At 72.2% G+C, this 26,968-nt stretch carries 1 protein-coding gene; it reads left to right on the forward strand.

Annotation, left to right across the window (positions count from 1 at the left end; translation table 11 throughout):
• Nucleotides 1–10 precede the first annotated feature (10 nt).
• A complete protein-coding gene (locus ACQ5DX_RS10465) occupies nt 11–26,959 on the forward strand; it encodes a non-ribosomal peptide synthase/polyketide synthase (RefSeq protein ID WP_430332561.1) in 26,949 nt (8,982 codons plus the stop codon).
• The last annotated feature ends 9 nt before the right edge of the window (nt 26,960–26,968 follow it).

Here is a 26,968-nt window from a genome sequence, read left to right on the forward strand (position 1 = left end):
GGGCGAGTAAATGAAGATGTCAGGATCTCGGGAACCGAACACTCACGGTTCCGATACTCCGAATCTTCCCGCCGAGGCATTCCCGCTTTCCTCGGCCCAGCGGAGTATGTGGTTCGCGCAGCAGCTCACACCGGGCGTCCCCATATTCATCGCCCAGTACGTGGCCCTGCACGGCGATCTCGACGTCGACCTGCTCCATCGCTGCGCGCTGACCGTCGCCGAGGAGTTCCAGTCGCCGTACGTGCGGCTGATCGACGTCGACGGCGAGCCGTGGCAGCTGATCGATCCGGAGACCGACACCTCGATGCGCCTGGTGGACCTGCGCGATCGCCCCGATCCGATGGCGGCCGCGCACGAGTGGATGGACCACGACTATTCGGTCCCGATCGATCTCACCCGCGAGCGACTGATCGACTTCTCGATCCTGCGCGTGGGCGACCGAGACTACTTGTGGTACACGAGAATTCACCATGTCGCGCTCGACGGGTACAGCGGTATGACGCTGGCGAATCGCATGGCCGCGCTCTACACCGCGGCGGTCGAACATCGCGAACCCGAACCCAATCGGGCCCTCGACCTCCGTGAGCTGCTCGAGATCGACCGGAAGTATCGGGCATCCAGCCGATTCCAGGCCGACCGCGAGTACTGGGCCGACCACATCGCCGGCATCGAGGCCGGCTCGACCCTCGCCGAGACCGACGGCCCCGCCGCCGCCGTCAGCCGGCTCGCGAGTGCCCCGCTGCCCGCCACCGTGATCGAGGCGCTCGACTCCAGCGACCGCCGCTTCGAGGCCACGCCCGCAGCGGTCCTGATCGGGGCCTTCGCGTGCTATCTCGCCAGGATGACCGGCCGCACCGACGTGCTGGCCAACATGCCGGTCTCGGCCCGGACGACGGCCCCGCTGCAGCGCTCGGGCGGCATGCTGGTCAACGTGGCGCCGCTGCGGGTCACCGTGCTGCCGAACGACACCGTCGCCGACGTCGTGGGTCGGATCCAACTCGAACTGATGGGTGCGCTGCGGCACCAGCGCTGCAGCATCGAGGACATCCGCCGGGACGCCGGGCTCACCGGGACGGCGCGCGGGCTGGCCGGGCCGATGGTCAACGTGATGCTCTTCCACCAGAAGATGACACTGGGCCCGATGGAGGGCGAGTACCACATCGTCACGTCCGGCCCGGTCGAGGACCTGCTCATCAACTTCTTCCAGAGTGGCAGTCCGGCAAGGACATTCGTCGAATTCCGGGCAAACCCCAACCGGTACGGCGAGGAGGAGCTGCGCACCCACCACCGCCGGTTCCTCGAACTGGTGGAGGAGTTCGTGCTCGCGGCCCCGCAGACCCGCGTCGCCGACATCCACGCCGAGAGCTCGGTCGTCGGCGCCCGGCTGTTGCGGACCGCCGCGCAGCTCGAGTTCTGGTCCCGGGAACTGGACGGGCTGCCGGACATCCTGTCGCTGCCGTCCGACCGGCCCCGGCCGGCGCGGCGGGCGCTCGACGGCGGACGCGTCGACTTCGCGATCCCACCGGAGACGCATCGGGCGCTGGTGGAGATGGCACACGAGCGCGGTTGCACGGCGTTCACCGCGGTCCATGCCGCACTGGTGGTGCTGCTGGCCCGGCTCGCCGACGTCGACGACGTCGCGGTCGGCACGCCCGTCGTCGGACTCGGCGCGTCGGGGTCGTTCGTCAACACGCTGGCGCTGCGCACCCGGCTGCGCTCGGGGGTGACGTTCGACGACCTGCTCACCGAGGTGTGCAACGCGGACCTCGACGCGTTCCGGCACGCCGAGACACCGTTCGCGCAGATCGTGGAGGCGCTCGACCGCACCCGGGAGAACGCGCACTCGCCGCTGTTCCAGGTGATGCTCGAATTCGTCGACGGCCGCAATCCGCATCTGGAGGACGACGGGCTGGTCGTCCGCGGCACCGACGCCGGTCCCGACATCTCGGCACTCGACCTGCGCCTGTCGATCGAGGAACGCTTCGCCGGCAACGGCTCCGGCGACCACGTGCCCGCCGGCATGGACGCCGCGTTCACGTACGCGACGGACATGTTCGACCACGAGACCGTCGAGGAGCTGGCGGGACGCTACGTGCGGGTCCTCGACGCGGTGCTCGCCGACGCCGCCGCCGCCGTCGCCGACCTCGAACTCCTCGCCGAGGACGAGCGGCGCGCCCTGTCCGGGGTGTGGGGCGGTGACGGGGTGGCCCCGCGCACCCTGGCGGACCTGCTGGGCTCGGCCGCACAGCGCGATCCCGACCGGCCTGCGCTGTCGTACGAGGGCCGCGAGGTGAGCTACCGCGAACTCGACGAGCAGTCGAATCGCCTCGCCCGCATGCTGATCGCCCGCGGGGTGGGGCCGGAGACGGTGGTGGCACTGTCGATGCCCCGGTCGCTCGAGTCGGTGACGTCGGTGTGGGCGGTCGCGAAGACCGGCGCGGCGTTCGTGCCGGTGGACCCGAACTACCCGGCCGACCGGATCGAGCACATGCTCACCGATTCCGGTGCGATCCTCGCGCTCACGGTCGCGGCGCACGCCGACGCGGTGGCCGATACGGTCCCCACGCTGGTGCTCGATGCGCCCGGCTCCGCCGAGCAGGTGCGGCAGTGGTCCGGCGGTGCGGTCACCGACGCCGACCGAATCGGGGCCGTGCGGATCGAGAACCCCGCGTACCTCATCTACACGTCCGGTTCGACCGGTACACCGAAGGGCGTCGCGGTCACCCACCGTGGGCTGGCCAACTTCGCCGAGGACGAACGCACCCGCTACCGGGTGGGCCCCGTGTCGCGCACGCTGCACTTCTCGTCGCCGAGCTTCGACGCGTCGGTGCTCGAGCTGATGCTCGCGTTCGGGGCCGGCGCCACGATGGTGATCGCGCCGCCGACGATCTACGGCGGCGCCGAGCTGACCCAGCTGCTGCGCCTCGAGCGGGTCACCCACGCCTTCGTCACGCCGGCCGCGCTCGGCTCGGTCGACCCGGTCGCGCTCACCGACCTCGAGTGCGTCGTCACCGGCGGCGAGGCGTGCCCGCCGCATCTGGTGGAGCAGTGGGCGCCGCGGCACCGAATGTTCAACGCGTACGGCCCCACCGAGGCGACGGTGGTGTCGAGCGTGTCGTCGCAGCTCGAGGTGGGCCGCGACGTCACGATCGGCAGCCCGCCGCTCGGGATCGGCGCGCTGGTGCTCGACGGCCGGCTGCGCCCGGTGCCGGTGGGGGTGGCCGGCGAGCTGTATGTCTACGGCGACGGTCTCGCCCGCGGCTACCACGACCGCGCCGGCATCACCGCCGAGCGGTTCGTCCCCAACCCGTTCGGGGCATCCGGCGAACGGATGTACCGCACCGGCGACCTCGTCCGCTGGACGCGCGGCGGCCAGCTGGAGTATTTGGGCCGCACCGACTTCCAGATCAAGATCCGCGGCTACCGCATCGAGCTCGGCGAGGTGGAATCGGCACTGCGGGCGCACCCCGAGGTCGGGTTCGCGCTCGCGACCGGCTTCGTCGGACCGTCGGGCGACACGCTGCTGGTCGCGTACGTCCAGCCGGACACGAAGCAGGACCTGCACGCCGGCGGTGCCGGCAGTCGACACACCGGCGGTGCCGGTAATCGGCTCGGCGCCGACGTCATCGCGCACGTCGCCGACGTGCTGCCGCCGCACATGGTGCCGGCGAGCGTCGTCGTGCTCGATTCGCTGCCGCTGACCCCCGCCGGCAAGCTGGACCGGCGGTCGCTGCCGGAGCCCCGATTCGACATCGGCGCCGGGGAATTCCGGGCGCCCGCGACGCTCGACGAGAAGAAGATCGCCGGGGTGTTCGCCGAGCTGCTCGGCGTCGAACGGATCGGTACCACCGACAGCTTCTTCGACCTGGGCGGCAACTCGCTGACCGCCACCCGCATCGTCGCCAGGATCAACGCCACCCTCGGCACCGAACTCGGTGTCCTCGACCTCTTCGAGGCGCCGACGGTCGGCGAGCTGAGTGCCCGTGTCGAGGCCGCCGGTCCCGGGCACGGGGCGCGGCCGCCGCTGGTGCCGCGCGAGCACACCGGACCGGTGCCGGTGTCGCTGTCACAGCAACGGATGTGGTTCGTCAACCAGTTCGACACGGCGTCCGCCGCCTACAACATCCCGATCGCGGTACGACTGACCGGCGACCTCGACGTGCCGGCGATGGAGGCGGCGATCGGCGACGTGCTCGAACGCCACGAGTCGCTGCGCACCGTCTTTCCCAACACCGCCGACGGACCGATCCAGTCGGTGCTGCCCGCCACAGCGGTCACCGTCGGCCTCGACCCGGTCGAGGTGACCGAAGAGGAGCTGGCGGCCGGCATGCGCGCGTCCGCCACGGCCGGGTTCGACGTGACGGCCGAGCCGCCGGTGCGCGCGAACCTGTGGCGGTTGGGTCCGCAGCAGCACGTGCTCACGCTGGTCGTGCACCACATCGCGGCCGACGGGCTGTCGATGGCCCCGCTGGCCCGCGACGTCATGCTCGCCTACGGTGCCCGTGCCGCCGGCGCCGCACCGGAATGGTCGCCGCTGGCGGTCCAGTACACCGACTACTCGCTGTGGCAGCGGGAGTTGCTCGGCGCGGAGGACGATCCGCACAGCGTCATCGCGCGCCAGCTCGACTTCTGGCGCGACGAACTGGTCGGCGCGCCGGACCTGCTGGAACTGCCGACCGATCGACCGCGACCGCCGCAGCAGTCGATGCGGGGCGGATCGGTGGAGTTCACCATCGCGTCGCACCTGCACCGTCGGCTCCTCGACGTCGCCGGTGACCACGAGGCGAGCCTGTTCATGATGCTGCACGCCTCCCTCGCGGTGCTGCTGGCGCGTCTGAGCGGCTCGTCGGACATCTCGGTGGGATCGCCGGTGTCGGGGCGTGGCGAGGCCGAACTCGACGACCTGATCGGCATGTTCGCGGGCACCATCGTGCTGCGCAGCCTCGTCGAACCGGAGTCGACTTTCAACGACCTGCTGGCGCGGACCCGGACTACCGATCTGGCCGCGCTCGGCAACACCGATCTGCCGTTCGAACGGCTGGTGGAGGTGCTCGACCCGCCCCGCTCGGGCGCGTACTCGCCGCTGTTCCAGGTGATGCTGGTGCTCCAGGGCGACGACCGGAACCGGATCGAGCTGCCCGGCCTGACCGTCGAGGTGGACGAGATCGACACCGCGACAGCGAAATTCGACCTACAGCTGATCCTCACCGAGACCGCGGACGAGGAGGGGCGCCCGGGTCCCATCGAGGCCACGTTCTCGTACGCGACCGACCTGTTCGACGAGGACACCGTCGCGGCGTTCGCCGACCGGTTCGTCCGTGTCCTCGAGTCGGTCATCGTCGACCCTGCCGTCCGCGTCGGCGACATCGACGTGCTCGTCGACGGCGAGCGCGAACTGGTCCTGGAGGAATGGAACGCCACCGGGCACGACGTGCCCGCCGCCACGCTCGCGGACCTGTTCGACGCACAGGTGCGCCGGACCCCGCACGCCGTGGCGCTCACGTTCGGCGACGACGAACTCACGTATGCGCAGTTCGCGTCCCGCGTGCACCGACTGGCCCGCGAGTTGATCGCGCGCGGGGTGGGCCCCGAATCCCGCGTGGCGCTGTCGATGCGCCGCTCCCTCGACCTGCTGGTCGGGATGTATGCGGTGGTCGAGGCCGGCGGCGCGTACGTCCCGCTCGACCCCGACCACCCGTACGCCCGCACCGAATACGTGCTCGGCAGCGCCGAACCGGTGTGCGTGCTGACCACCCGGCGCGACCACGGCCGGCTGCCCGACGGCGTCGAGGTGCTCGAGATCGACCGCCTCGACGTCAGCGGGCACGACGACGGGCCGATCCGCCCCGGTGAACGCCGCGGCGTGCTGCGCGGCGCCGACACCGCCTACGTGATCTACACGTCCGGATCGACGGGCCGCCCCAAGGGCGTCGCCGTCAGCCACGCCGCGATCGTCAACCGTCTCGCCTGGATGCAGGCCGAGTACGCGCTGACGGCGTCGGACGTGGTGGTGCAGAAGACGCCGGCGACGTTCGACGTGTCGGTGTGGGAGTTCTTCTGGCCGTTGCAGACCGGCGCCGGCCTCGCGATCGCCGTCCCGGACGGCCACCGCGATCCCGCATACCTGTCGCAGCTGATCGCCGACCGCCGCGTCACGGTCGCGCACTTCGTGCCGTCGATGCTCGCGGCGTTCGTCGTCGGCGCCGACGCCGAGCAGTGCCGGTCGCTGCGGACGGTGTTCTGCAGCGGCGAGGCGCTCCCGCCGCCGACCGCGGCCGCGTTCACCGAGTTCGCCGCGTCCTCGGGTGCGCGGCTGCACAACCTGTACGGGCCCACCGAGGCCGCCGTCGACGTGACCTACCGCCCGTACACCGACACCGACACGGTGTCGGTCCCGATCGGCGCGCCCGTGTGGAACACCCGGGTGTACGTGCTCGATTCACGGCTGCACCCGGTCCCGGCGGGCGTGCCCGGAGAGCTGTACCTCGCCGGCGCCCAGTTGGCCCGCGGCTACGTCGGCCGGCCCGACCTGACGGCGGATCGGTTCGTCGCCGACCCGTTCGGCGCGCCGGGGGCGCGGATGTACCGCACCGGCGACGTCGTCCGGTGGCGGCGATCCGGCGGACTCGACTACGCGCTCGACTACCTGGGCCGCTCCGACTTCCAGGTCAAACTGCGCGGCCTGCGGATCGAGCTGGGCGAGGTGGAAGCCGCGCTGCTCGACCGGCCCGGGGTGGCGCAGGCGGTGGTCGTCGCCCGGCGTGACGAGATTGTCGGGGAGGCACTCATCGGCTACGTGATCGCCGAGCCCGGCGCCGACGTCGACCCGGCCGCGCTGCGGGACGCGGTCGGTGCGTCGCTGCCCGCGTACATGGTGCCGTCGCAGATCATGATCCTCGACGAGTTCCCCCTGGGCGCGACCGGCAAGCTCGACCGGCGGTCGCTGCCCGAACCCGAGTTCCGTTCCACCGAAGCCGAATTCGTGGCACCACGCAACCCGGTGGAGGAGATTCTGGCCGGGATCTTCACGGAACTGGTCGGCGCGCCGCGGGTCGGCGTGTACGACAGCTTCTTCGACCTCGGCGGCAACTCGCTGACCGCGACCCGCCTGGTCGCCCGCGTGAACGCGGCCCTCGACACCCGGGTCGGGGTGCGGGAGGTCTTCGACACCCCGACGGTGGCCGCGCTCGCGATGCGGATCGAGGCGGCGGGCGCCCACGGCGCCGATCAGCCCGCTCTGGCCGCGACGGAACGCCCGCCGATCGTGCCGGTGTCGCTGGCGCAGAAGCGCATGTGGTTCATCAACCAATTCGACACCGCCTCGCCCGCCTACAACGTGGTGCTGCCGGTGCGCCTCGACGGGGACCTCGACCGCGGTGCGCTGCGCGCCGCGATCGCCGACGTCCTCGGTCGGCACGAGTCGCTTCGCACCCGGTTCCCGATGGTCGACGGCGAGCCCACCCAGGTGATCGTGCCGACCGCCGCCGTCGCCCCCGACCTCGAACCGGTCGCGGCGACCGAGGTCGAGGCCCCGGAGCGGATCGCGGAGTTCGCGGGCGAGGGCTTCGACGTGACGGTCGCCCCGCCGGTCCGGTCGATGCTGCTGCGGATGGGGCCGCGGGCGCATGTGCTCGTGATCGTCGTGCACCACATCTGCGCGGACGGCTTCTCGCTCGCGCCGCTGACGCGGGACGTGATGAGCGCCTACGTCGCCCGCGTGGAGGGACAGGCCCCGCAGTGGCACCCGCTGCCGGTGCAGTACGCCGACTACACGCTGTGGCAGCAGCGGGTGCTCGGCGACACCGACGACGCCGACAGCGTGCTCTCCACCCAGTTGGACTACTGGGCGGGTGCCCTCGACGGGCTGCCCGAGGTGCTGGAACTGCCGACCGACCGCCCGCGACCCGCCCGCCGCTCGATGCGCGGGGCCCAGCACGCGTTCCGCATCGACGCCGACGCGCACCGGCGCCTGGTGGCGATCGCACACCGGCACCACTCGACGGTGTTCATGGCGGTCCACGCGGCCGTGGCCGCGCTGTTGGCCCGGCTCGGCGACACCGACGACGTCGCGGTCGGCACCCCCATCGCCGGTCGCGGTGAGGCCGCGCTCGACGAGCTGGTGGGCATGTTCGTCAACACGCTCGTGCTGCGGAGCCGGTTCGATCCGGCGGCGTCGTTCGCCGAGCTGCTCGACGGCGTCCGGGACACCGACCTCGACGCGTTCCACCACGCCGACCTGCCCTTCGAACGATTGGTGGACGCCCTCGCCCCGGAGCGCTCGACCGCACACTCGCCGCTGTTCCAGGTGATGCTCGAGTTCCGCAACACCGACCAGCCGCGGCTCGAGCTGCCCGGCCTGACGGTCACGGTCGTCGACACCGGCGCCGCGATCGCCAACTTCGATCTGCAGCTGACGCTCACCGAGGAGTTCGCCGAGTCCGGTGAACCCGCCGGCATCGCAGCCGGATTCACCTACGCCACCGACCTGTTCGACCGGACCACCGTCGCGCGCCTGGCCGAACGGTTCACCGCAGTGCTGCAGGCGGTCACGACCGATCCGGCGACCCGGGTCGGCGACATCGACCTGCTCACCACGCCCGAGCGCGCGGACCTGGCGCCGGTGAGCGGCGGCGCCGGGGTGCCCGCCCGCACCCTGCCCGAGCTGCTCGCGGCCGCCGCGGTGGTCGACCCCGACGCCGCCGCGGTGGTGTTCGACGGCACCACCGTGTCCTACCGCGAGCTCGACACCCGATCGGATCGCCTGGCGCGGATGCTGATCGGGCGCGGCGTCGGGCCCGAATCGGTGGTGGCGCTCGCGCTGGCCCGCTCGGTCGAATCGGTGACCGCGACGTGGGCGGTCGCCAAGACCGGGGCGGCGTTCGTGCCGGTGGACCCGAACTACCCGGCCGACCGGATCGAGCACATGCTCACCGATTCCGGTGCCGTCGTGGGCATCACCGCGACCGCGCACCGCGACACCCTGCCGGCGTCGACCCCGTGGGTGGTGCTCGACAGCGACGAGGTCCGTGCGCTGGTCCGACGCGAGGCCGCCGGCGCGGTCACCGACGCCGACCGGGTGCGCCCGCTGCGGCTCGACGACCCCGCCTACCTGATCTACACGTCCGGGTCGACGGGCACCCCGAAGGGCGTGGTGGTCTCGCACCGCGGTCTGGCGAACTTCGCGGCCGAGGAACGCACCCGGTTCGGGGTGACCCCGCACTCGCGCACACTGCACTTCTCGTCGCCGAGCTTCGATGCGTCGATCCTCGAACTGCTCCTCGCGATCGGCGCGGGCGCCACCATGGTCGTCGCCCCGCCGACCGTGCTCGGCGGCGACGAACTGCGCGAGCTGCTCCGCGAGCACGACGTCACGCACGCGTTCGTGACCCCCGCGGCGCTGGCATCGGTGGACCCGTCCGGGCTGCACCGGCTCGAGTGCGTCGTCACCGGCGGCGAGGCGTGCCCGCCGGAACTGGTGGCGCAGTGGGCGCCCGGCCGCCGCATGTTCAACGCGTACGGGCCCACCGAGTCCACCGTCGTCGCGGCCGTCAGCGAGCCGCTCGCGGTGGGCGTGCCGGTGACGATCGGCCGGCCGCCGATGGGCACGAGCCTCGTGGTGCTCGACGCCCGGCTGCATCCGGTGCCCGGCGGGGTGCCGGGCGAGCTGTACATCCTCGGCACCGCCCTGGCCCGCGGCTACCACGAGCGACCCGGCACCACCGGGGAACGGTTCGTGGCGAACCCGTTCGGCGCGGCCGGCAGCCGCATGTACCGCACCGGCGACCTGGTCCGCTGGAACGGCTCGGGCCAGCTCGAGTACCTGGGCCGCACCGACTTCCAGGTCAAGATCCGCGGGTTCCGCATCGAGCTCGGCGAGATCGAGTCGGCGCTGCGCCGATACCCCGGGGTCGCGCGCGCGGTGGTCGCCGTCGACGGGTCCGGTCCCGCGAGCCGGCTCGTCGGATACGTGGTTCCCGAGGACGGCGAGAGCACCGCCGCGCTCGACCCGGCCGCGATCACCGCGTTCGTCGGCACGTTCCTCGCGTCGTACATGGTGCCGTCCGCGGTGATGGTCCTCGACGCGCTGCCGCTCGGCCCGGCCGGCAAGATCGACCTGAAGGCGCTGCCCGCACCCGACTTCGGGGCCCGCGCGGCGACCGGACGCGCACCGCGCACCGAGCGGGAGCGGGTGCTCGCCGACCTGTTCGCCGAGGTGCTCGGGCTCGACGCCGTCGGGGTCGACGACTCGTTCTTCGCGCTCGGCGGCGACAGCATCATGTCGATCCAGCTGGTGTCGCGGGCCAAGGCGGCCGGCCTGCACTTCTCGCCGCGCGACGTGTTCGACCACAAGACGGTGGTGGCGCTCGCGGCTGTCGCGCAGGCCGGCGCGGAAGCGGCGGTGCTCGCCGAACTCGACGGCGGCGGGACCGGCGACGTGCCGCTGCTCCCGGTCGCCCGCTGGCTGCAGGGCCGCGGCGGCCACCACGACCGGTTCTCGCAGGCGGCCCTGCTCACCGCGCCCGCCGATCTCGACGAGGCCACCCTCGCCGGAGCCCTGCAGGCCGTCCTCGACCGGCACGACATGCTCCGGGCCCGCATCCGGCCCGGCGAGCACCGGATGACGGTGCCCGCACCCGGCACGGTGTACGCCGAGTGCCTGATCCGCCGGGTGGAGCTCGACGCGGTGCCCGGCACCGACGCGTTCGTCGACGTCGTACGCGCCGAACTCGACGCCGCCGAGGACCGCCTCGATCCCGCTGCCGGGGAGATGGTCCAGCTGGTGTGGCTGGACTCGCGCGCCGACGGCGGTCGGCTGCTGGTCGTCGTGCACCACCTGGTGATCGACGGTGTCTCATGGCGGATCCTGGTGCCCGATCTCGCGACGGCGTGGGCGCAGATCGCCGCGGGGGAGCGGCCCGAGCTGGCGCCGGTCGGCACCTCGATGCGCCGGTGGGCGCACGGGCTCGTGGACGCCGCCCCGCAGCGTCGCGACGAACTCGAACACTGGCGGGAGGTGCTCGCGGGCGACGACCCGCTGCTGGGGGCGCGCCCGCTCGACCCGGCCGTCGACGTCGCCGCGACCGTCGACTCCGTCACCGTCGAGATGTCCCCGGACGTCACCGAGGCGCTGCTGACGACCGTCCCGGACGCCTTCCGCGGCTCGGTGAACGACGGGCTGCTGACGGCGCTGACCCTCGCGCTGGTGCGGTGGCGCCGCGATCGCGGGATCGACGTCGACGCGGACCGGACCGACGCCCTCGTCACCCTCGAGGGGCACGGCCGCGAGGACCGGGTGCTTCCAGGGGCCGACCTCTCGCGGACCGTCGGCTGGTTCACCACGCTGTTCCCGATCCGGCTCGACCTGACCGGCGTCGACATCGACGACGCGTTCACCGGCGGCCGCGGCGCGGGCGCGGCGATCAAGGCGGTCAAGGAACAGCTGCTGGCCGTTCCCGACCACGGCATCGGCTTCGGCATGCTGCGCTACCTCGACGGCGAGGGCGCCGACGGAGGCCGGGCTCTGCGCGATCTGCCGACCCCGCAGGTCAGCTTCAACTACCTCGGCCGGCTCACCTCGGCGGTACCCGACGACCAGCGCGACGCGGGCTGGGTACCGACCGACGACGCGGACCTGGGCATCCTGCAGGACGCGGACCTGCCGGTGGCGTCGGTGCTCGACATCAACGCGGTCACCACCGACGGCGTCGACGGCTCGCGCATCCGCGCCACGTGGGGCTTCCCGTCCGGGGTGCTCGGGGTGGACGAGGTCGAGGAACTGGCGGGGCTGTGGTCCGAGGCACTGATCGCCCTGGCGCGGCACGTGTCCCGGCCCGGCGCGGGCGGTGCGACCCCGTCGGATCTGGACCTGGTCGCGCTGGACCAGCGCGAGATCGAGGACCTCGAGCAGCGCTTCCCGGACCTGACCGACGTGTGGTCGCTGTCCCCGCTGCAGTCGGGTCTGCTGTTCCACGCGCTGCTCGCCGACCGGTCCGTCGACTCGTACATGGTGCAGATGATGCTCGACGTCCGCGGCGCCGACCCCGGACGGCTCCGCCGCGCCGGGCAGGCGATGCTGGACCGGCACCCGAACCTGCGGGCCGCGTTCGTGCACAGCGCCGACGGCGCGGCGGTGCAGGTGGTCCAGGATGCGGTGACGTTGCCGTGGACCGACGTCGACCTCTCCGAACTCGACGAACCGGAACGCGCCGCGGCGATCACGCGGCTGCTCGCCGAGGACCGGGCCCGCCAGTTCGACGTGACCAGCGCACCGCTGATCCGCTTCACGCTGGTGCGCACCGGCCCCGACGAGCACCGGCTGGTCCTGACCAACCACCACATCCTGCTCGACGGGTGGTCGACACCGCTGATGATGCAGGAACTGCTGACGCTGTACGCCACCGACGGCGACGCGACCGCATTGCCGCGGGTCCAGCCGTACCGCGACTACCTGAGGTGGATCGCCGAGCAGGACTCCGCCGCGTCGATGCAGGCGTGGGTCGACGCGCTCGCCGGTCTGGAGGAGCCGACGCTGCTCGCGCCGCTCGACCGCGGCCGCGAGCAGTCCACGGTCCCGGACGCGGTCGAGATGTCGCTGGATCCGGCGCTCACCACCCGGCTGACCTCGCTCGGGCGGCAGTGCGGCGTCACCCTCAACACGATGGTGCAGACGGCGTGGGCGATCGTACTCGGCGCGCTGACCGGCCACGACGACGTCGTCTTCGGGGGCACGGTCTCCGGGCGGCCGCCGCACATCCCGGGCATCGAGTCCATGGTCGGGCTGTTCATCAACACGCTGCCGGTGCGGGTGCGGCTCGATTCGCGCGAAACCGTCGGCGAGTTGCTGCGGCGGGTGCAGGCCGAGCAGGCCGGCCTGCTCGATCACCACCACGTGGGCCTGACCGAGATCCAGGACGCCGTCGGCTCCGCCCTCGGGTTCGACACGCTGACGGTGTTCGAGTCGTACCCCGTCGACCGCACGGCCGTCGAGGACACCGACATCGCCGGGTTGCGCCTGGTGCGCATCCACGACGGCATGGACGCGGCGCACTACCCGATCACGCTCATCGCGAACGCCGACGACCGGCTGCGGATGAAGCTCGAGTACCTGCCCGAGCTGTTCGACCGCGGTGACGTGCAGGCCCTGGCGCGGCGTGTCGCCCGGATCCTCACCGACATCGTCGACGACCCGCAGTGCCCGCTCGCGCGGTTGCGGTTGCTGTCCGACGACGAGTGGGCGGACCTGGTGCCGCTGCGCGGGCGGCCCGGCCGGTCGGTGCGCACCCTGCCCGATCTGTTCGCCGACGCCGTGGCCGCCGATCCCGACGCCGCCGCCCTCGTGTTCGGCGACGTCGAGGTTACCTACCGCGAGCTCGACGAACGCTCCAACCGCCTGGCCCGTCTCCTGATCGGGGAGCATGTCGGGCCGGAATCGATTGTCGCGCTGGGTATTCCGCGCTCGATTGAGTCGGTGACGGCGGTGTTGGCGGTGACGAAGGCCGGTGCGGCGTTCGTGCCGGTGGACCCGAACTACCCCGCAGACCGCGTGGTGTTCATGCTCGAGGACTCCGGGGCCGCCGTCGGGCTCACCGTCGCCGTCGCCCGTGACCGGCTGCCCGACACAGTGCCGTGGACGGTTCTCGACGACCCGGGCCTGGCGGACCGCTGCGCCGTCCTGTCGGCTGCGCCGATCACCGACGCCGACCGGCGGGCCCCGCTGCACCTGCAACACCCGGCGTACATGATCTACACCTCCGGCACCACCGGACGCCCGAAGGGCGTCGTCGTCACCCACACCGGCATCGACAACCTCGCGGACGAGTGCCTCACCCGCTTCTCGACGCAGCCGACGTCGCGGACGCTGCACTTCTCGACCCCGAGCTTCGACGCCGCCGTTCTCGACTACCTGATCGCGTTCGCCGCCGGCGCGACGATGGTGATCGCACCGCCCACCATGTATGGTGGCGCCGAATTGGCCCGGCTGATCCGCGATCAGCACGTCACGCACGCGTGGATCACGGCGGCCGCCGCGGCCACGATCGACCCGACCGGCCTCGACGAGTTCACCGAAGTGGTAGTCGGCGGCGAGGCGGTCCAGCCGGAACTGGTCGCGCGCTGGGCGCACGAGCGCCGCTTCTACAACGGGTACGGCCCGACCGAGGCGACCATCCTGGCCAACATCAGCTCGCCGCTGGTGACGGGGGAGACGGTGATGATCGGCGCACCCGTCCGCGGCGAAAGCGAACTGGTCCTCGATGCGAGTCTGCGGCCGGTCCCTGCCGGAGTCCTGGGCGAGCTCTACATCACCGGGCCCAGCGTGGCCCGCGGCTACCACCGGCGCCCCGGGCTGACCGCCGAGCGATTCGTCGCCAACCCGCACGGCGCGCCCGGCGAGCGGATGTACCGCACCGGCGACATCGTGCGCGTCGGTGCCGAGCACGCGATCGAGTACATCGGCCGCAGCGACTTCCAGGTCAAGATCCGCGGCTTCCGCATCGAACTCGGCGACATCGACAACGCGTTCGGCGACCACCCCGACGTCCGGTTCGCGGTCACCGTCGGCCGACCCGGCCCCACCGGGGACACCGCGCTGGTGACGTATCTGCTGCCCACCGCCGACGCCCGACCGGAGCCGGGGGAGCTGCGCGACTACGTCGCCGAACGGCTTCCCGCGCACATGGTTCCGGCGAGCATCATGATCCTCGACGAGATCCCGCTCACCCCGATCGGCAAGCTCGACCGCAGGGCGCTGCCGGACCCGGAGTTCCTGCCGTCCGCCACCGCGTTCCGGGCCGCGACCAATCCCACCGAGCAGACGATCGTCGACGTCTTCGCCGAGGTGCTCGGCCTGGAACGGATCGGCATCGACGACGGCTTCTTCGACCTCGGTGGCAATTCCCTGATCGCCACCCGCGTGGCCGCGCGACTCGCCGCTGCGCTGGGCATCGACGTCGGCGTGCGGGCGCTGTTCGAGGCGCCGACCGCGCACGAACTGGCACGCTGGGTCGCGCGCGAGAGCGCGACCGAACCGACCCGGCCGCCGCTCGTCCCGGTCGCGCGGCCGACCCGTGTGCCGTTGTCGTTGGCGCAGAAGCGCATGTGGTTCATCAACCAGTTCGACACCGAATCGGCCGCCTACAACATCCCGCTCGCAGTCCGGCTGACCGGCGACCTCGATCCGGCGGCATTGCGTGCCGCCGTCGGCGACGTGCTGGAGCGGCACGAGTCGCTGCGCACGTACTTCCCGATGGCGACGACGGCGGTGCCGTCCACGGCTTCGATGCCGTCCGGTGACCCGACCGGCGGTGAACCGGAGCAGGTCACCGTGCCGGCCGCGGAGGCCGCACCCGACCTGACCGTGCTCGACGTCCCGCCCGAGGAGGTGGCGCCGCGGGTCGCGGCGCTGATCTCCGGCGGCTTCGACGTGACCACCGCGGTGCCGGTGCGCGCGCAACTGCTGCGGCTCGGGCCGGCCGAGCACGTGCTGGCGATCGTCGTGCACCACATCTGTGCCGACGGCTTCTCGATGGCGCCGCTGGCCCGGGACGTGATGACCGCGTACATGGCACGCACCGGCGGGCACCTGCCGCAGTGGGCTCCGTTGCCGGTGCAGTACGCGGACTTCGCGGCGTGGCAGCGCGAAGTCCTGGGCTCGGAGGACGATCCCGCGTCGCTGGTGAGCCGACAGCTGGCGTTCTGGACCGCCGGGCTGGCCGGCCTGCCGGAGGCGATCTCGCTGCCCACCGACCGGCCCCGCCCGACACAGCTGAGTTTCGCCGGTGCCCGCGTGCAGTTCGAGATCCCGGCCGGCGCGCACCGATCGCTCGCCGCGCTCGCCCGCCGCGAGGGCGCGACGATGTTCATGGCCGCGCACGCCGCGCTGGCGGCGCTGCTGGCCCGGCTCAGCGGATCGGACGACATCGCGATCGGCACCCCGATCGCGGGCCGCGGCGAGGCCGAACTCGACGGCCTGGTGGGCATGTTCGTCAACACCCTGGTGCTGCGGTCGCAGGTCGACGCGGCCGCCGGCTTCGGTGAGCTGCTCGCCCGCACCCGCGAGTTCGACCTGGCCGCCTTCGGGAACGCGGACCTTCCGTTCGAGCGGTTGGTGGACGTGCTCGCGCCGGAGCGGTCGACCGCGCACGCACCGCTGTTCCAGGTGATGCTCGAGTTCCAGAACAACGAGCTGCCGCGGCTCGAGCTGCCCGGGTTGACCGCCGAACCGGTCGACGCCGAACTCGCGGTCGCCAAGTTCGACCTGCAGCTCACCCTCGCCGAACGCCACGACCCGGACGGTGTCCCGGCGGGGATGACCGCCGCGTTCACCTACGCCACCGATCTGTTCGACGCCGAGACCGTCCGCGACCTGGGAGCGCGGTTCGTCCGCCTCCTCGACGAGCTGACCGCCGACCCCGCCCGGCCGCTCGGCGACGCCGCGATCACCACGGCCGGCGAGCGCGCCACGCTGCTGCGCGAGTGGAACGCCGCCGGACGCCGCGCCCCGGCGACGACCCTCGCCGGCCGGCTGGCCGACGCCACCGCGCGGTTCGCCGACGCCGACGCCGTCACGTTCGGCGGGGAGACCCTCACCTACGCCGAACTCGACGCCCGCACCAACCGCCTCGCCCGCCACCTGGCGGCGCTGGGCGTGGGCCCGGAGTCGCTGGTCGCGGTCGCGTTGCCGCGGTCGGCGGAGCTGGTCGTCGCGCTGCTCGCGGTGGTCAAGGCCGGTGCCGGCTATCTGCCGCTGGATGTGACGTACCCGCCCGAGCGGCTCGCGTTCATGCTCGAGGACTCCGCGCCGGTGTGCGTGCTGACCACCGTGGCCGACGCCGACGCGGTCCCCGACGCCGGGGTGCCGCTCGTCCGCCTCGACGCGGACGACGTGGCCGCGGCGGTGGCGGCGCTGCCCGGCGGCCCGGTCACCGACACCGACCGCCGCGCGCCGCTGCGCCCGGACGACGTCGCGTACGTCATCTACACCTCCGGGTCGACCGGCCGGCCGAAGGGCGTGCAGGTCACGCACCACAACGTGCTGACGCTGTTCGAGAACACCGCCGAGACGTTCGGGTTCGACGACACCGACGTGTGGACGATGTTCCACTCGTACGCCTTCGACTTCTCGGTGTGGGAGCTGTGGGGTCCGCTGCTGCACGGCGGGCGCCTCGTCGTGGTCGACTTCTACACGGCCCGCTCGCCGGAGATGTTCCTCGACCTGCTGCACACCGAGCGCGTCACGGTGCTCAACCAGACCCCCACCGCGTTCTACCAGCTCGCCGAGGCGGACCGGATCGCGGGCGAATCCTCGTCGTACGACACCGATCTCGCACTCCGGTACGTGATCTTCGGCGGCGAGGCCCTGGACCTCGGTCAGCTCGGCCGCTGGTACGCGCGGCACGCCGAGGACGCGCCGCGGCTGGTCAACATGTACGGCATCACCGAGACCACGGTGCACGTCACCCGGCTCGGACTCGACCGCGCATTCGCGGCCGCGGCCAACGCCAGCGTCGTCGGGCGCGCGATCCCCGGGCTGCGGGTCACGGTCCTCGACGAACGCCTGCACCCGGTGCCGCCGGGGGTGACCGGCGAGATGTACGTGGCCGGCGACCAGGTCACCGGCGGCTACCTCGGGCGGGCCGCGCTCACGTCGGGCCGGTTCGTCGCCGACCCGTTCGGGGCGCCCGGCGCGCGGATGTACCGCACCGGCGACCTGGCCCGGTGGAACCGCGCCGGCCAACTCGAATACCTGGGCCGCAGCGACTTCCAGGTCAAGATCCGCGGGTTCCGCATCGAGCTCGGCGAGATCGAGTCCGCCCTGCTCGGCTTCCCCGGCGTCGCGCAGGCGGTGGTCACCGTGCGCGAGGAGCCGCACGGCCCCGCCCGCCTGGTCGGCTACGTCGTCCGCGAGCAGGGCGGCACCGAGCTCGACCCGCAGGCGGTGCTCGACCACGTGGGCGGCGAGCTGACGTCGTACATGGTGCCGGCCGCGCTGGTGGTGCTCGACGAGCTGCCGCTGACCGCGAACGGCAAGCTGGACCGCAAGGCGCTGCCCGAGCCGGACTTCGGGATGCGCGCCACCGCCGGCCGCGAACCGCAGACCGACGCCGAACGCGCGCTCGCCGACCTGTTCGCCGAGGTGCTCGGGCTCGACGCCGTGGGCGTCGACGACTCGTTCTTCGCGCTCGGCGGCGACAGCATCATGTCGATCCAGCTGGTGTCGCGGGCGAAGGCCGCGGGCCTGCAGTTCTCGCCGCGCGACGTGTTCGAGCACCGGACCGTCGCGGGCCTGGCGGCGGTCGCCGAGGCCGCCGGCGGGCAGGCGGCCGTCCGGCTCGAGGAGCTGCCTGGCGGCGGGGTCGGCGAATTCCCGGCGACCCCGATCGTGCGGTGGCTACTCGACCGGGGCCGCGACGTCCGCCGCTACACCCAGACCGCGCTGCTGACACTGCCGCCGGGTATCGACGAGGACCAGCTGACCCGGACGCTGCAGGCCGTCGTGGACCACCACGACATGCTCCGCGCCCGCCTCGACCGGTCCGGCGACCCGAGTGTGCAGGTTCCGGCCGCCGGGACGGTGCCCGCCGCCGACCTGCTCACCCGCGTCCCGGTCGGCACGCTGCACGGCCCGGCCTTCACCGACGTCGCGCAGGCGGAACTCGACGCGGCCGCCGGCCGGCTCGACCCCGAGTCCGGGATCGTGGTGCAGGCGGTGTGGTTCGACGCCGGCACCGCGGGCGGACGCCTGCTGCTGGTGGTCCACCACCTGGCGGTCGACGGCGTCTCGTGGCGCATCCTGGTGCCGGACCTGGCGTCGGCGTGGTCGCAGATCGTCGACGGCGCCGTCCCCGAACTCGCGCCCACCGGCACCTCGATGCGGCGCTGGGCGCACGGGCTCGCCGACGCGGCCGTCGGCGACACCCCCGGCCGGGAGCGCGAACTCGACCTGTGGCGGGCCACCCTCGACGTCCCCGACCCGGTCATCGGATCGCGGCCGCTCGACCCCGAGATCGACGTCAACGGCACCGTCGACAAGGTGTCGGTGGAGCTGCCCGCCGCCGTCACCGACGCGCTGCTGACCACCGTCCCCAACGCCTTCCACGGCAACGTCAACGACGGGCTCCTCGCGGCGCTCGCGATGGCGCTGACCCGCTGGCGCCGCACCCGCGGCAGCGACACCGCGGCCGCGCTGGTCAACCTCGAGGGACACGGCCGCGAGGACCAGGTGGTGCCGGGCGCCGACCTGGGCCGCACCGTCGGCTGGTTCACGACGATCTTCCCGATCCGGCTGGACCTGACCGGGATCGACCTCGACGACGCGTTCGCCGCCGGCCCCGCCGCCGGTGCCGCCGTCAAGGCCGTCAAGGAGCAGCTGCTCACGATCCCCGACCACGGCATCGGCTACGGGATGCTGCGCTACCTCGACCCGCAGACCGCGCCGGTCCTCGCCGACCGGCCGACGCCGCAGGTCAGCTTCAACTACCTCGGACGGCTCGGCGCACCCGCGCAGGCCGCGAACGTCGACTGGCTCCCGGTGGGCGACATCGAGCTCGACGAGGCGCCGAGCGCCACCATGCCGGTCGCGAGCGTCCTGGACGTCAACGCGGTCGTCGACGAGACCACCGACGGCCCCCGCCTGCGCGCTACGTGGGCCTACCCGCGCGGTGTCCTCACCGCCGTCGACGCCGGCGAACTGGCGGACCTGTGGGTGCGGGCACTGTCGGCGCTGGCCCGGCACGCCGAGCACCCCGGCGCCGGCGGACTCACGCCGTCCGACCTGGATCTGGTGCGGCTGGACCAGCATGCGATCGAGACGCTCGAGCACCGGTACCCGAACGTCGCCGACGTGTGGTCGCTGTCGCCGCTGCAGGCGGGGCTGCACTTCCACTCGATGTTCTCGGACGAGTCGGTCGACGCCTACCTGGTCCAGCTCGTCCTCACGCTGAACGGCGTCGTCGACACCGACCGGCTGTGGCGGGCCGGGCAGGCGCTGCTGGACCGGCACCCGAACCTGCGCGCCGCCTTCGTCCAACCCGACGGAGCGGCCCCGGACACCGCTGCCGTCCAGGTGATCCCGCAGCACGTCGAGTTGCCGTGGACGGAGGTCGACCTGTCCCGGCTCGATCCGGCCGCCCGCGACCGCCGCTACGCCGAGCTCACCCTCGCGGACCGGCTCACCAAGTTCGACCTGACGCTGGCACCCGCATTCCGGATGACGCTCGTCGACATGGGCGCCGGCGAGCACCGCCTGGTGGTCACGAACCACCACATCCTGCTCGACGGCTGGTCGACGCCGCTGGTGATCCGCGATCTGCTGACGCTGTACGCGACCGACGGCGACGCCTCGATGCTGCCGCGGGTGCACCCGTACCGCGACTACCTCGCGTGGATGGATCGGCAGGATGTCACCGCGTCCACCGACGCGTGGCGCCGCGCACTGGTCGGGCTCGAGGAGCCGAGCCTGCTGGTGTCGACCGCGCGCGTCGAGGAGACCTCGACCGGCACCGACGAACTCGAGATCGCGGTGTCGGCCGCCGACACGGACGCGCTGCGGGCACTGGTACGCGAGCGCGGCCTCACACTGAACACGCTGGTGCAGGCCGCGTGGGGAATCGTCCTGGGCGCGTTGACCGCCCGCACCGACGTCGTGTTCGGCGGCACGGTCTCCGGCCGGCCGCCGCAGATCCCCGGCATCGAGTCGATGGTGGGCCTGTTCATCAACACGCTCCCGGTGCGGGTCACGCTCGATGCGGGTGAGACGCTCGGCGACCTGCTCGACCGCATCCAGCGGGAGCAGACCGCCCTGCTCGACCACCACTACCTGGGGCTGGCCGACATCCAGCGGGCCGCCGGGCCGGCCGTCACCTTCGACACGCTCACGGTGTTCGAGTCCTATCCGGTCGATCGGAACGCGCTGACGGCGGACACCGACATCGCCGGGATGAAGGTCACCGGGATCGCCGGCCGCGACGCCGCGCACTATCCGCTGTCGCTGGTCGCGTCGGTGGGCGAACAGCTGAACCTCAAGTTCGAGTACTTCCCGCAGTACGTCGACCGCGAGACGGCGGCGTCGATCGCGACCCGGGTGACCGTGGTGCTCGATCATCTCCTGGCCGACCTCGAGCAGCCGCTCTCGCGGGTGGATCTGCTCACCGAGCCCGAACGCCGTGAACTCGCGCCGGTGCTCGGCGAACCCGGTGGCTCGGTCCGGACGCTGCCGGAGATCTTCACCGACGGCGCCGCCCGCGATCCCGACGCGATCGCCGTGTCCTTCTCCGGCCGCGAGGTCAGCTACCGCGAACTCGACACCCGCTCGTCGCGGATCGCCCGCGTGCTCATCGACCAGGGCGTGGGGCCGGAATCGTATGTGGCGCTGGGCATCCAGCGGTCCGTGGAGTCGGTGCTCGCGGTGTGGGCGGTCGCGAAGACCGGTGCCGCTTTCGTCCCCGTCGACCCGAACTATCCGCTCGAGCGAATCGAGCACATGCTGGCCGACTCCGGGGCCGGGCTCGGGCTGACCGTCGCCGCGCACCGGGAGCAGCTCCCGGACACCGTCACCTGGTTGACGCTGGAGGATCCCGCGTTCACCGCCGAGTGCGATGCCAGCTCCGACGCGCCGGTCACCGACGCCGACCGCACCGCACCGCTCGGCATCGACCACGCCGCCTACGTGGTCTACACGTCGGGCTCGACGGGCCGCCCCAAGGGCGTCGTCGTCACCCACCAGGGCCTCGACAACTTCGCGATCGACCAGATCGAGCGGCTCGGCGCCACCGCCACGTCCCGGACCCTGCACTTCGCCACCCCGAGCTTCGACGGCGCCGTGTTCGAGTATCTGCAGGCGTTCGGCCCGGGGGCGACGATGGTGATCGCCGAACCCACCGTGTTCGGCGGCCCCGACCTGGCGCGGCTCATCGCGGACGAGCACGTCACGCACGCGTTCATCACCACCGCGGCGCTCGCGACGGTCGACCCGACCGGACTCGACGAGTTCGCGGAGGTCGTGTTCGGCGGCGAGGCGTGCCCGCCCGAGCTGGTGGCCCGCTGGGCGCCCGGTCGGCGGTTGCACAACGCGTACGGGCCGACCGAGACGACCATCATGACGAACATCAGCGCCCCGATGACCGTCGGCGACCCGATCACGATCGGCGGACCGATCCGCGGGGTCGCCGAACTGGTCCTCGACGGACGCCTGCAGCCCGTCCCGGTCGGTGTCCCGGGTGAGCTGTACATCGCCGGCACCGGGCTCGCCCGCGGCTACCACCGACGTCCCGGTCTGTCGGCGGAACGGTTCGTGGCCAACCCGTTCGGCAAGCCGGGGGAGCGGATGTACCGCACCGGCGACATCGTCCGGTGGCGCCCCGACCACACGATCGAATACGTCGGCCGCACCGACTTCCAGGTCAAGGTCCGCGGCTTCCGCATCGAACTCGGCGAGATCGACGCCGCGCTCATGGCCGACACCTCCGTGAGCCTCGCGGTCACCCTCGGGGTGCCCGGCCCCGCCGGCGACACCGTGCTCGCGTCGTACGTGGTGCCGCACGCCGGCGCGGTGGTCGAGCCGGGCGCGCTCACCGAGCGGCTGTCGTCGCACCTGCCCGCGCACATGGTGCCGGCCGCGATCACGGTGCTCGACGAGATCCCGCTCACCCCCGTCGGCAAGCTCGACCGGTCGGCGCTGCCCGCCCCGCAGTTCGCGTTCGCCACCGGCGACACCGGCGCGTTCCGGGCCCCCACCAACCCACTCGAGTACACGCTGTCGGACATCTTCACCGAGGTCCTCGGCGTGGAACGCGTCGGCATCGAGGACAGCTTCTTCGACCTCGGCGGCAACTCGCTGATCGCGACACGGGTCACCACCCGCCTCGGCAACGTCCTGGACGTGGACATCCCGGTGCGGGCACTGTTCGAGGCGCCCACGATCCACGGCCTCGCGCAGTGGATCGCGCGCGAACGCGAGACGTCGACGGCGTACGGCCGACCGGAACTGGTGCGGCGCTCGCGCCCGGAGCGGATCCCGCTGTCCCTGGCGCAGCAGCGGATGTGGTTCATCAACCAGTTCGACACCGCCTCGGCCGCCTACAACATCCCGATGGCCGTCACGCTCACCGGCGCCCTCGACGTCGACGCATTGCACGCCGCGGTCGGCGACCTGCTCCAACGGCACGAGTCGCTGCGCACCGCGTACCCGATCGTCGACCAGGTGCCGACGCAGCGGGTCTTCCCGGTCGGCGAGGTCCTCATCGACCTGACCCCGGTGTCCATCCGCGACGAGCAGGAACTCCACGACCACCTCGCGACGTTCGCGGCGGCCGGCTTCGACGTCACCGTCGCCCCGCCCGTGCGCGCCCAACTGATCCGCATCGGCGACGACCGACACGTCCTGGTGATCGTGATGCACCACATCTGCGCCGACGGCTACTCGATGGCGCCCCTCGGGCGCGACGTCATGGCCGCGTACACCGCGCGCGCCGCGGGCGCGGCCCCGCACTGGGCGCCGCTGCCCGTCCAGTACGCGGACTTCACGCTGTGGCAGCACGATCTGCTCGGCTCCGACGCCGACCCCGATTCGCTGCTGCGCCGCCAGCTCGACTTCTGGACCCGGGAACTGGCCGGCCTGCCCGACGTCATCCAGCTGCCGACCGATCGCCCGCGCCCGATCCAGCAGTCGTTCCACGGCGGCCGCGTCGAGTTCGCGGTCCCGGCCGACCTGCACGCCCGCATCGCCGCCCTCGCGCACCGGCACGGCGCGAGCATGTTCATGGCGATCCATGCGGCGCTGGCGACGCTGCTCGCGCGGCTCGCCGACACCGACGACATCGCGATCGGCACCCCGATCGCCGGCCGCGGCGAAATCGACCTCGACGACATCGTCGGCATGTTCGTCAACACCCTGGTACTGCGGACGCGCGTCGACCACGGCGCCACGTTCGACGAGATCCTCGGGCGGGTCCGCGAATCCGACCTGGCGGCGTTCGGGCACGCCGAGGTCCCGTTCGAGCGGATCGTCGAAGAGATCAACCCACCGCGCTCGACGTCGTATTCGCCCCTGTTCCAGATCTCGATCGAGTTCCAGAACAATGAGCGTCCACGCCTCGAGCTGCCCGGTCTCGTCGTCGAGGGCCTCGGCATCGACGCCCAGGTGGCGAAGGAGGACCTCGAACTCGTCCTCGCCGAGGAGTTCACCGAGGACGGGTCGCCGAACGGGATGAACGCGTCCCTCGACTTCGCCACCGACCTGTTCGACGAGGGCACCGTCCGCAGCCTCGCAGAGCGGTTCCTCCGGATCCTCGAGGCCGCCACCACCGACCCGACGCGCCCGGTCGGCGACATCGAGATCCTCGACCCGGAAGAACTGTCCGAGCTCGCGCCGGCGGACGGTGAGATCGCCGTCTCGCCGCACGTGTGGCCCGAACTGCTCACCGGCGCCGCCGCGGTCGACCCGGACGCGATCGGGCTCACCTACCTCGGCCGCACCCTCACCTACCGCGAACTCGACGAGCAGTCGAACCGTCTGGCCCGCGTGCTCGCCGGCCGTGGCGTGGGGCCGGAGACGTTCGTCGCGCTCGGCATGCCCCGCTCGATCGAGGAGATCCTGTCCATCTGGGCCGTCGCCAAGGCCGGCGCCGCGTTCGTCCCGGTGGATCCGAACTATCCGGCCGAACGGATCGCCCACATGCTCACCGATTCGGGCACGCGGGTCGGCCTGACGACGGCGGCGCTGCGCGAACGGCTGCCCGACACGGTGCCCTGGCTGGTGGTCGACGACGGCGAACTCGCCGACCGCATGGCCGAGGTCTCCGCGGCGCCGGTCACCGACGCCGACCGCACCGCCGCGCTGCACCTCGCGCATCCGGCCTACCTGATCTACACGTCGGGGTCGACGGGCCTGCCCAAGGGCGTCATTGTCACCCACCTCGGGATCGCGAACCTCACCGAGGAGGAGCGGCTCCGCTTCACCGTCACCCCGCAGTCGCGGGTCTCGCATCTGGCGTCCCCGAGCTTCGACGCCTCGGTGTTCGAGATGATGATGGCGTTCAGTGCCGGCGCCCGCCTGGTGATCGTGCCGCCCACCGTGTACGGCGGCACCGAACTGACCGAGCTGCTCTCCCGCGAGGGCGTCACCCACGGTTTCATCACGCCGACCGCGCTCGCCTCCATCGAGGACGAGGGCCTCGAGGCGCTGCGGGTCCTCGCGGTCGCGGGCGAGGCCTGCCCGCCGGAACTGGTCGCCAAGTGGGCGCCCGGACGCCGGATGTTCAACGGCTACGGCCCCACCGAGACGACCATCCAGGCCAGCGTCAGCGAGGCCATGCAGCCGGGTGAGGTCGTCAACATCGGCGGGCCCGCGATCGGGTTCCGTGAGGCCGTGCTCGACGGGCGGCTGCGGCCCGTCCCGGTCGGCGTGCCGGGCGAGCTGTACATCTCTGGTCCGGGCCTGGCCCGCGGCTACCACAACCGCCCAGGCCTGACCGCGGATCGCTTCGTCGCCAACCCGTTCGGCGAACCCGGCACCCGGATGTACCGCACCGGCGACGTGGTCCGGTGGCGGCCCGACCACACCATCGAGTACATCGGCCGGTCCGACTTCCAGGTCAAGGTGCGCGGCTTCCGCATCGAGCTCGGCGAGATCGACGCCGTCCTCACCCGGCACCCGGCGGTCACCTTCGCCGCGACCCTCGGCCACACCGGCCCGTCGGGCGACACGCTCCTCGCGTCGTACGTCCGGCCGGTGGAGGGCCACGCCGTCGAATCGCGGGATCTGCGGGCGCACGTGGCCGCCCAGTTGCCCGCACACATGGTGCCGTCGGCGATCGTGGTGCTCGACGACATCCCGCTCACCCCGGTCGGCAAGCTCGACCGTCGGGCGCTGCCCACGCCGGACTTCACCTCGCTCACGACCGAGTTCCGGCCGCCGACCACGGCGACGGAACGCGCGGTCACCGAGGTGTTCGCGGAGGTGCTGGGCATCGAGCACGTCGGCATCGACGACAGCTTCTTCGACCTCGGCGGCAACTCGATCATCGCGACGCGCATCATGTCCGAGCTGCAGTCGCGCCTGGGCCGCCAGATCCCGCTGCAGACGATGTTCCTGGATCCGACGCCGTCCGGGCTGGCCAAGCGGATCGACCTGCCCGTCGGGTACCTCGGGCACGGGGAATCGCCCGTCGACGACGCCCTGGGCGTGATGATCCCGCTGCGCCCGGTCGGCGAACGTCCACCGCTGTTCTGCATACACCCGGGGATCGGTCTGTCGTGGGGCTACGCCGGCCTGGTGCAGTACCTCGCCAAGGACCGGCCCGCGTACGGGCTGCAGCTGCCGCTGCTCAGCGGCGGGCCGGACTTCGACTCGGTCCAGCAGCTGGCGCACCGCTACGTGGAGGAGATCCGCGTCGTCCAGCCGCACGGCCCCTACCACCTGCTCGGCTGGTCGCTCGGTGGCGTGATCGCACACGCGATGGCCGTCGAACTACGCAGTGCCGGTGACGAAGTCGCCACACTCGCCATCATGGACAGCTACCTCACCGAGGACGAGGAGGAGCCCGGTCCGCTCAGCGTGGTCGAACTACTCGAGGGACTGGGCCTGGACCTGCCGTCGTCCGGCGGCGTCCGCGAACTGACCTACGCGCAGGCCGTCGACCTGCTCAACGAATCGCTGGGCCAGGAAACGGGATTGACGCCGGCGCATCTCAAGCGGATCAACGAGGGCTTCACCACCTCGGCGCGGATCATGAACCGCTACTCGCCGGGCGTGTTCGACGGCGACCTGCTGTTCTTCACCGCGGGCCGCGGCGACGGCACCGAGGCGGTGCTCGACGCCGAACACTCACCGCAGGTGTGGCAGTCCGCGATCACCGGGCGGATCCGCGAGTTCACGATCGACTGCGAACACAACCAGATGATCGAGCCGAGCGCGCTCGCCGAGATCGGCCCACTGCTCGAGGACTACCTGGTGGAACACTGAAATCGGTCC

This window comes from Rhodococcus sp. ACT016, assembly GCF_050477185.1.
Taxonomy (GTDB): Bacteria; Actinomycetota; Actinomycetes; order Mycobacteriales; family Mycobacteriaceae; genus Prescottella.

What these genes read in the sequence shown, in the direction of transcription:
- ACQ5DX_RS10465 (WP_430332561.1), top strand. Translation starts at nt 11, where the DNA reads ATGAAGATGTCAGGATCTCGGGAACCGAACACTCACGGTTCCGATACT.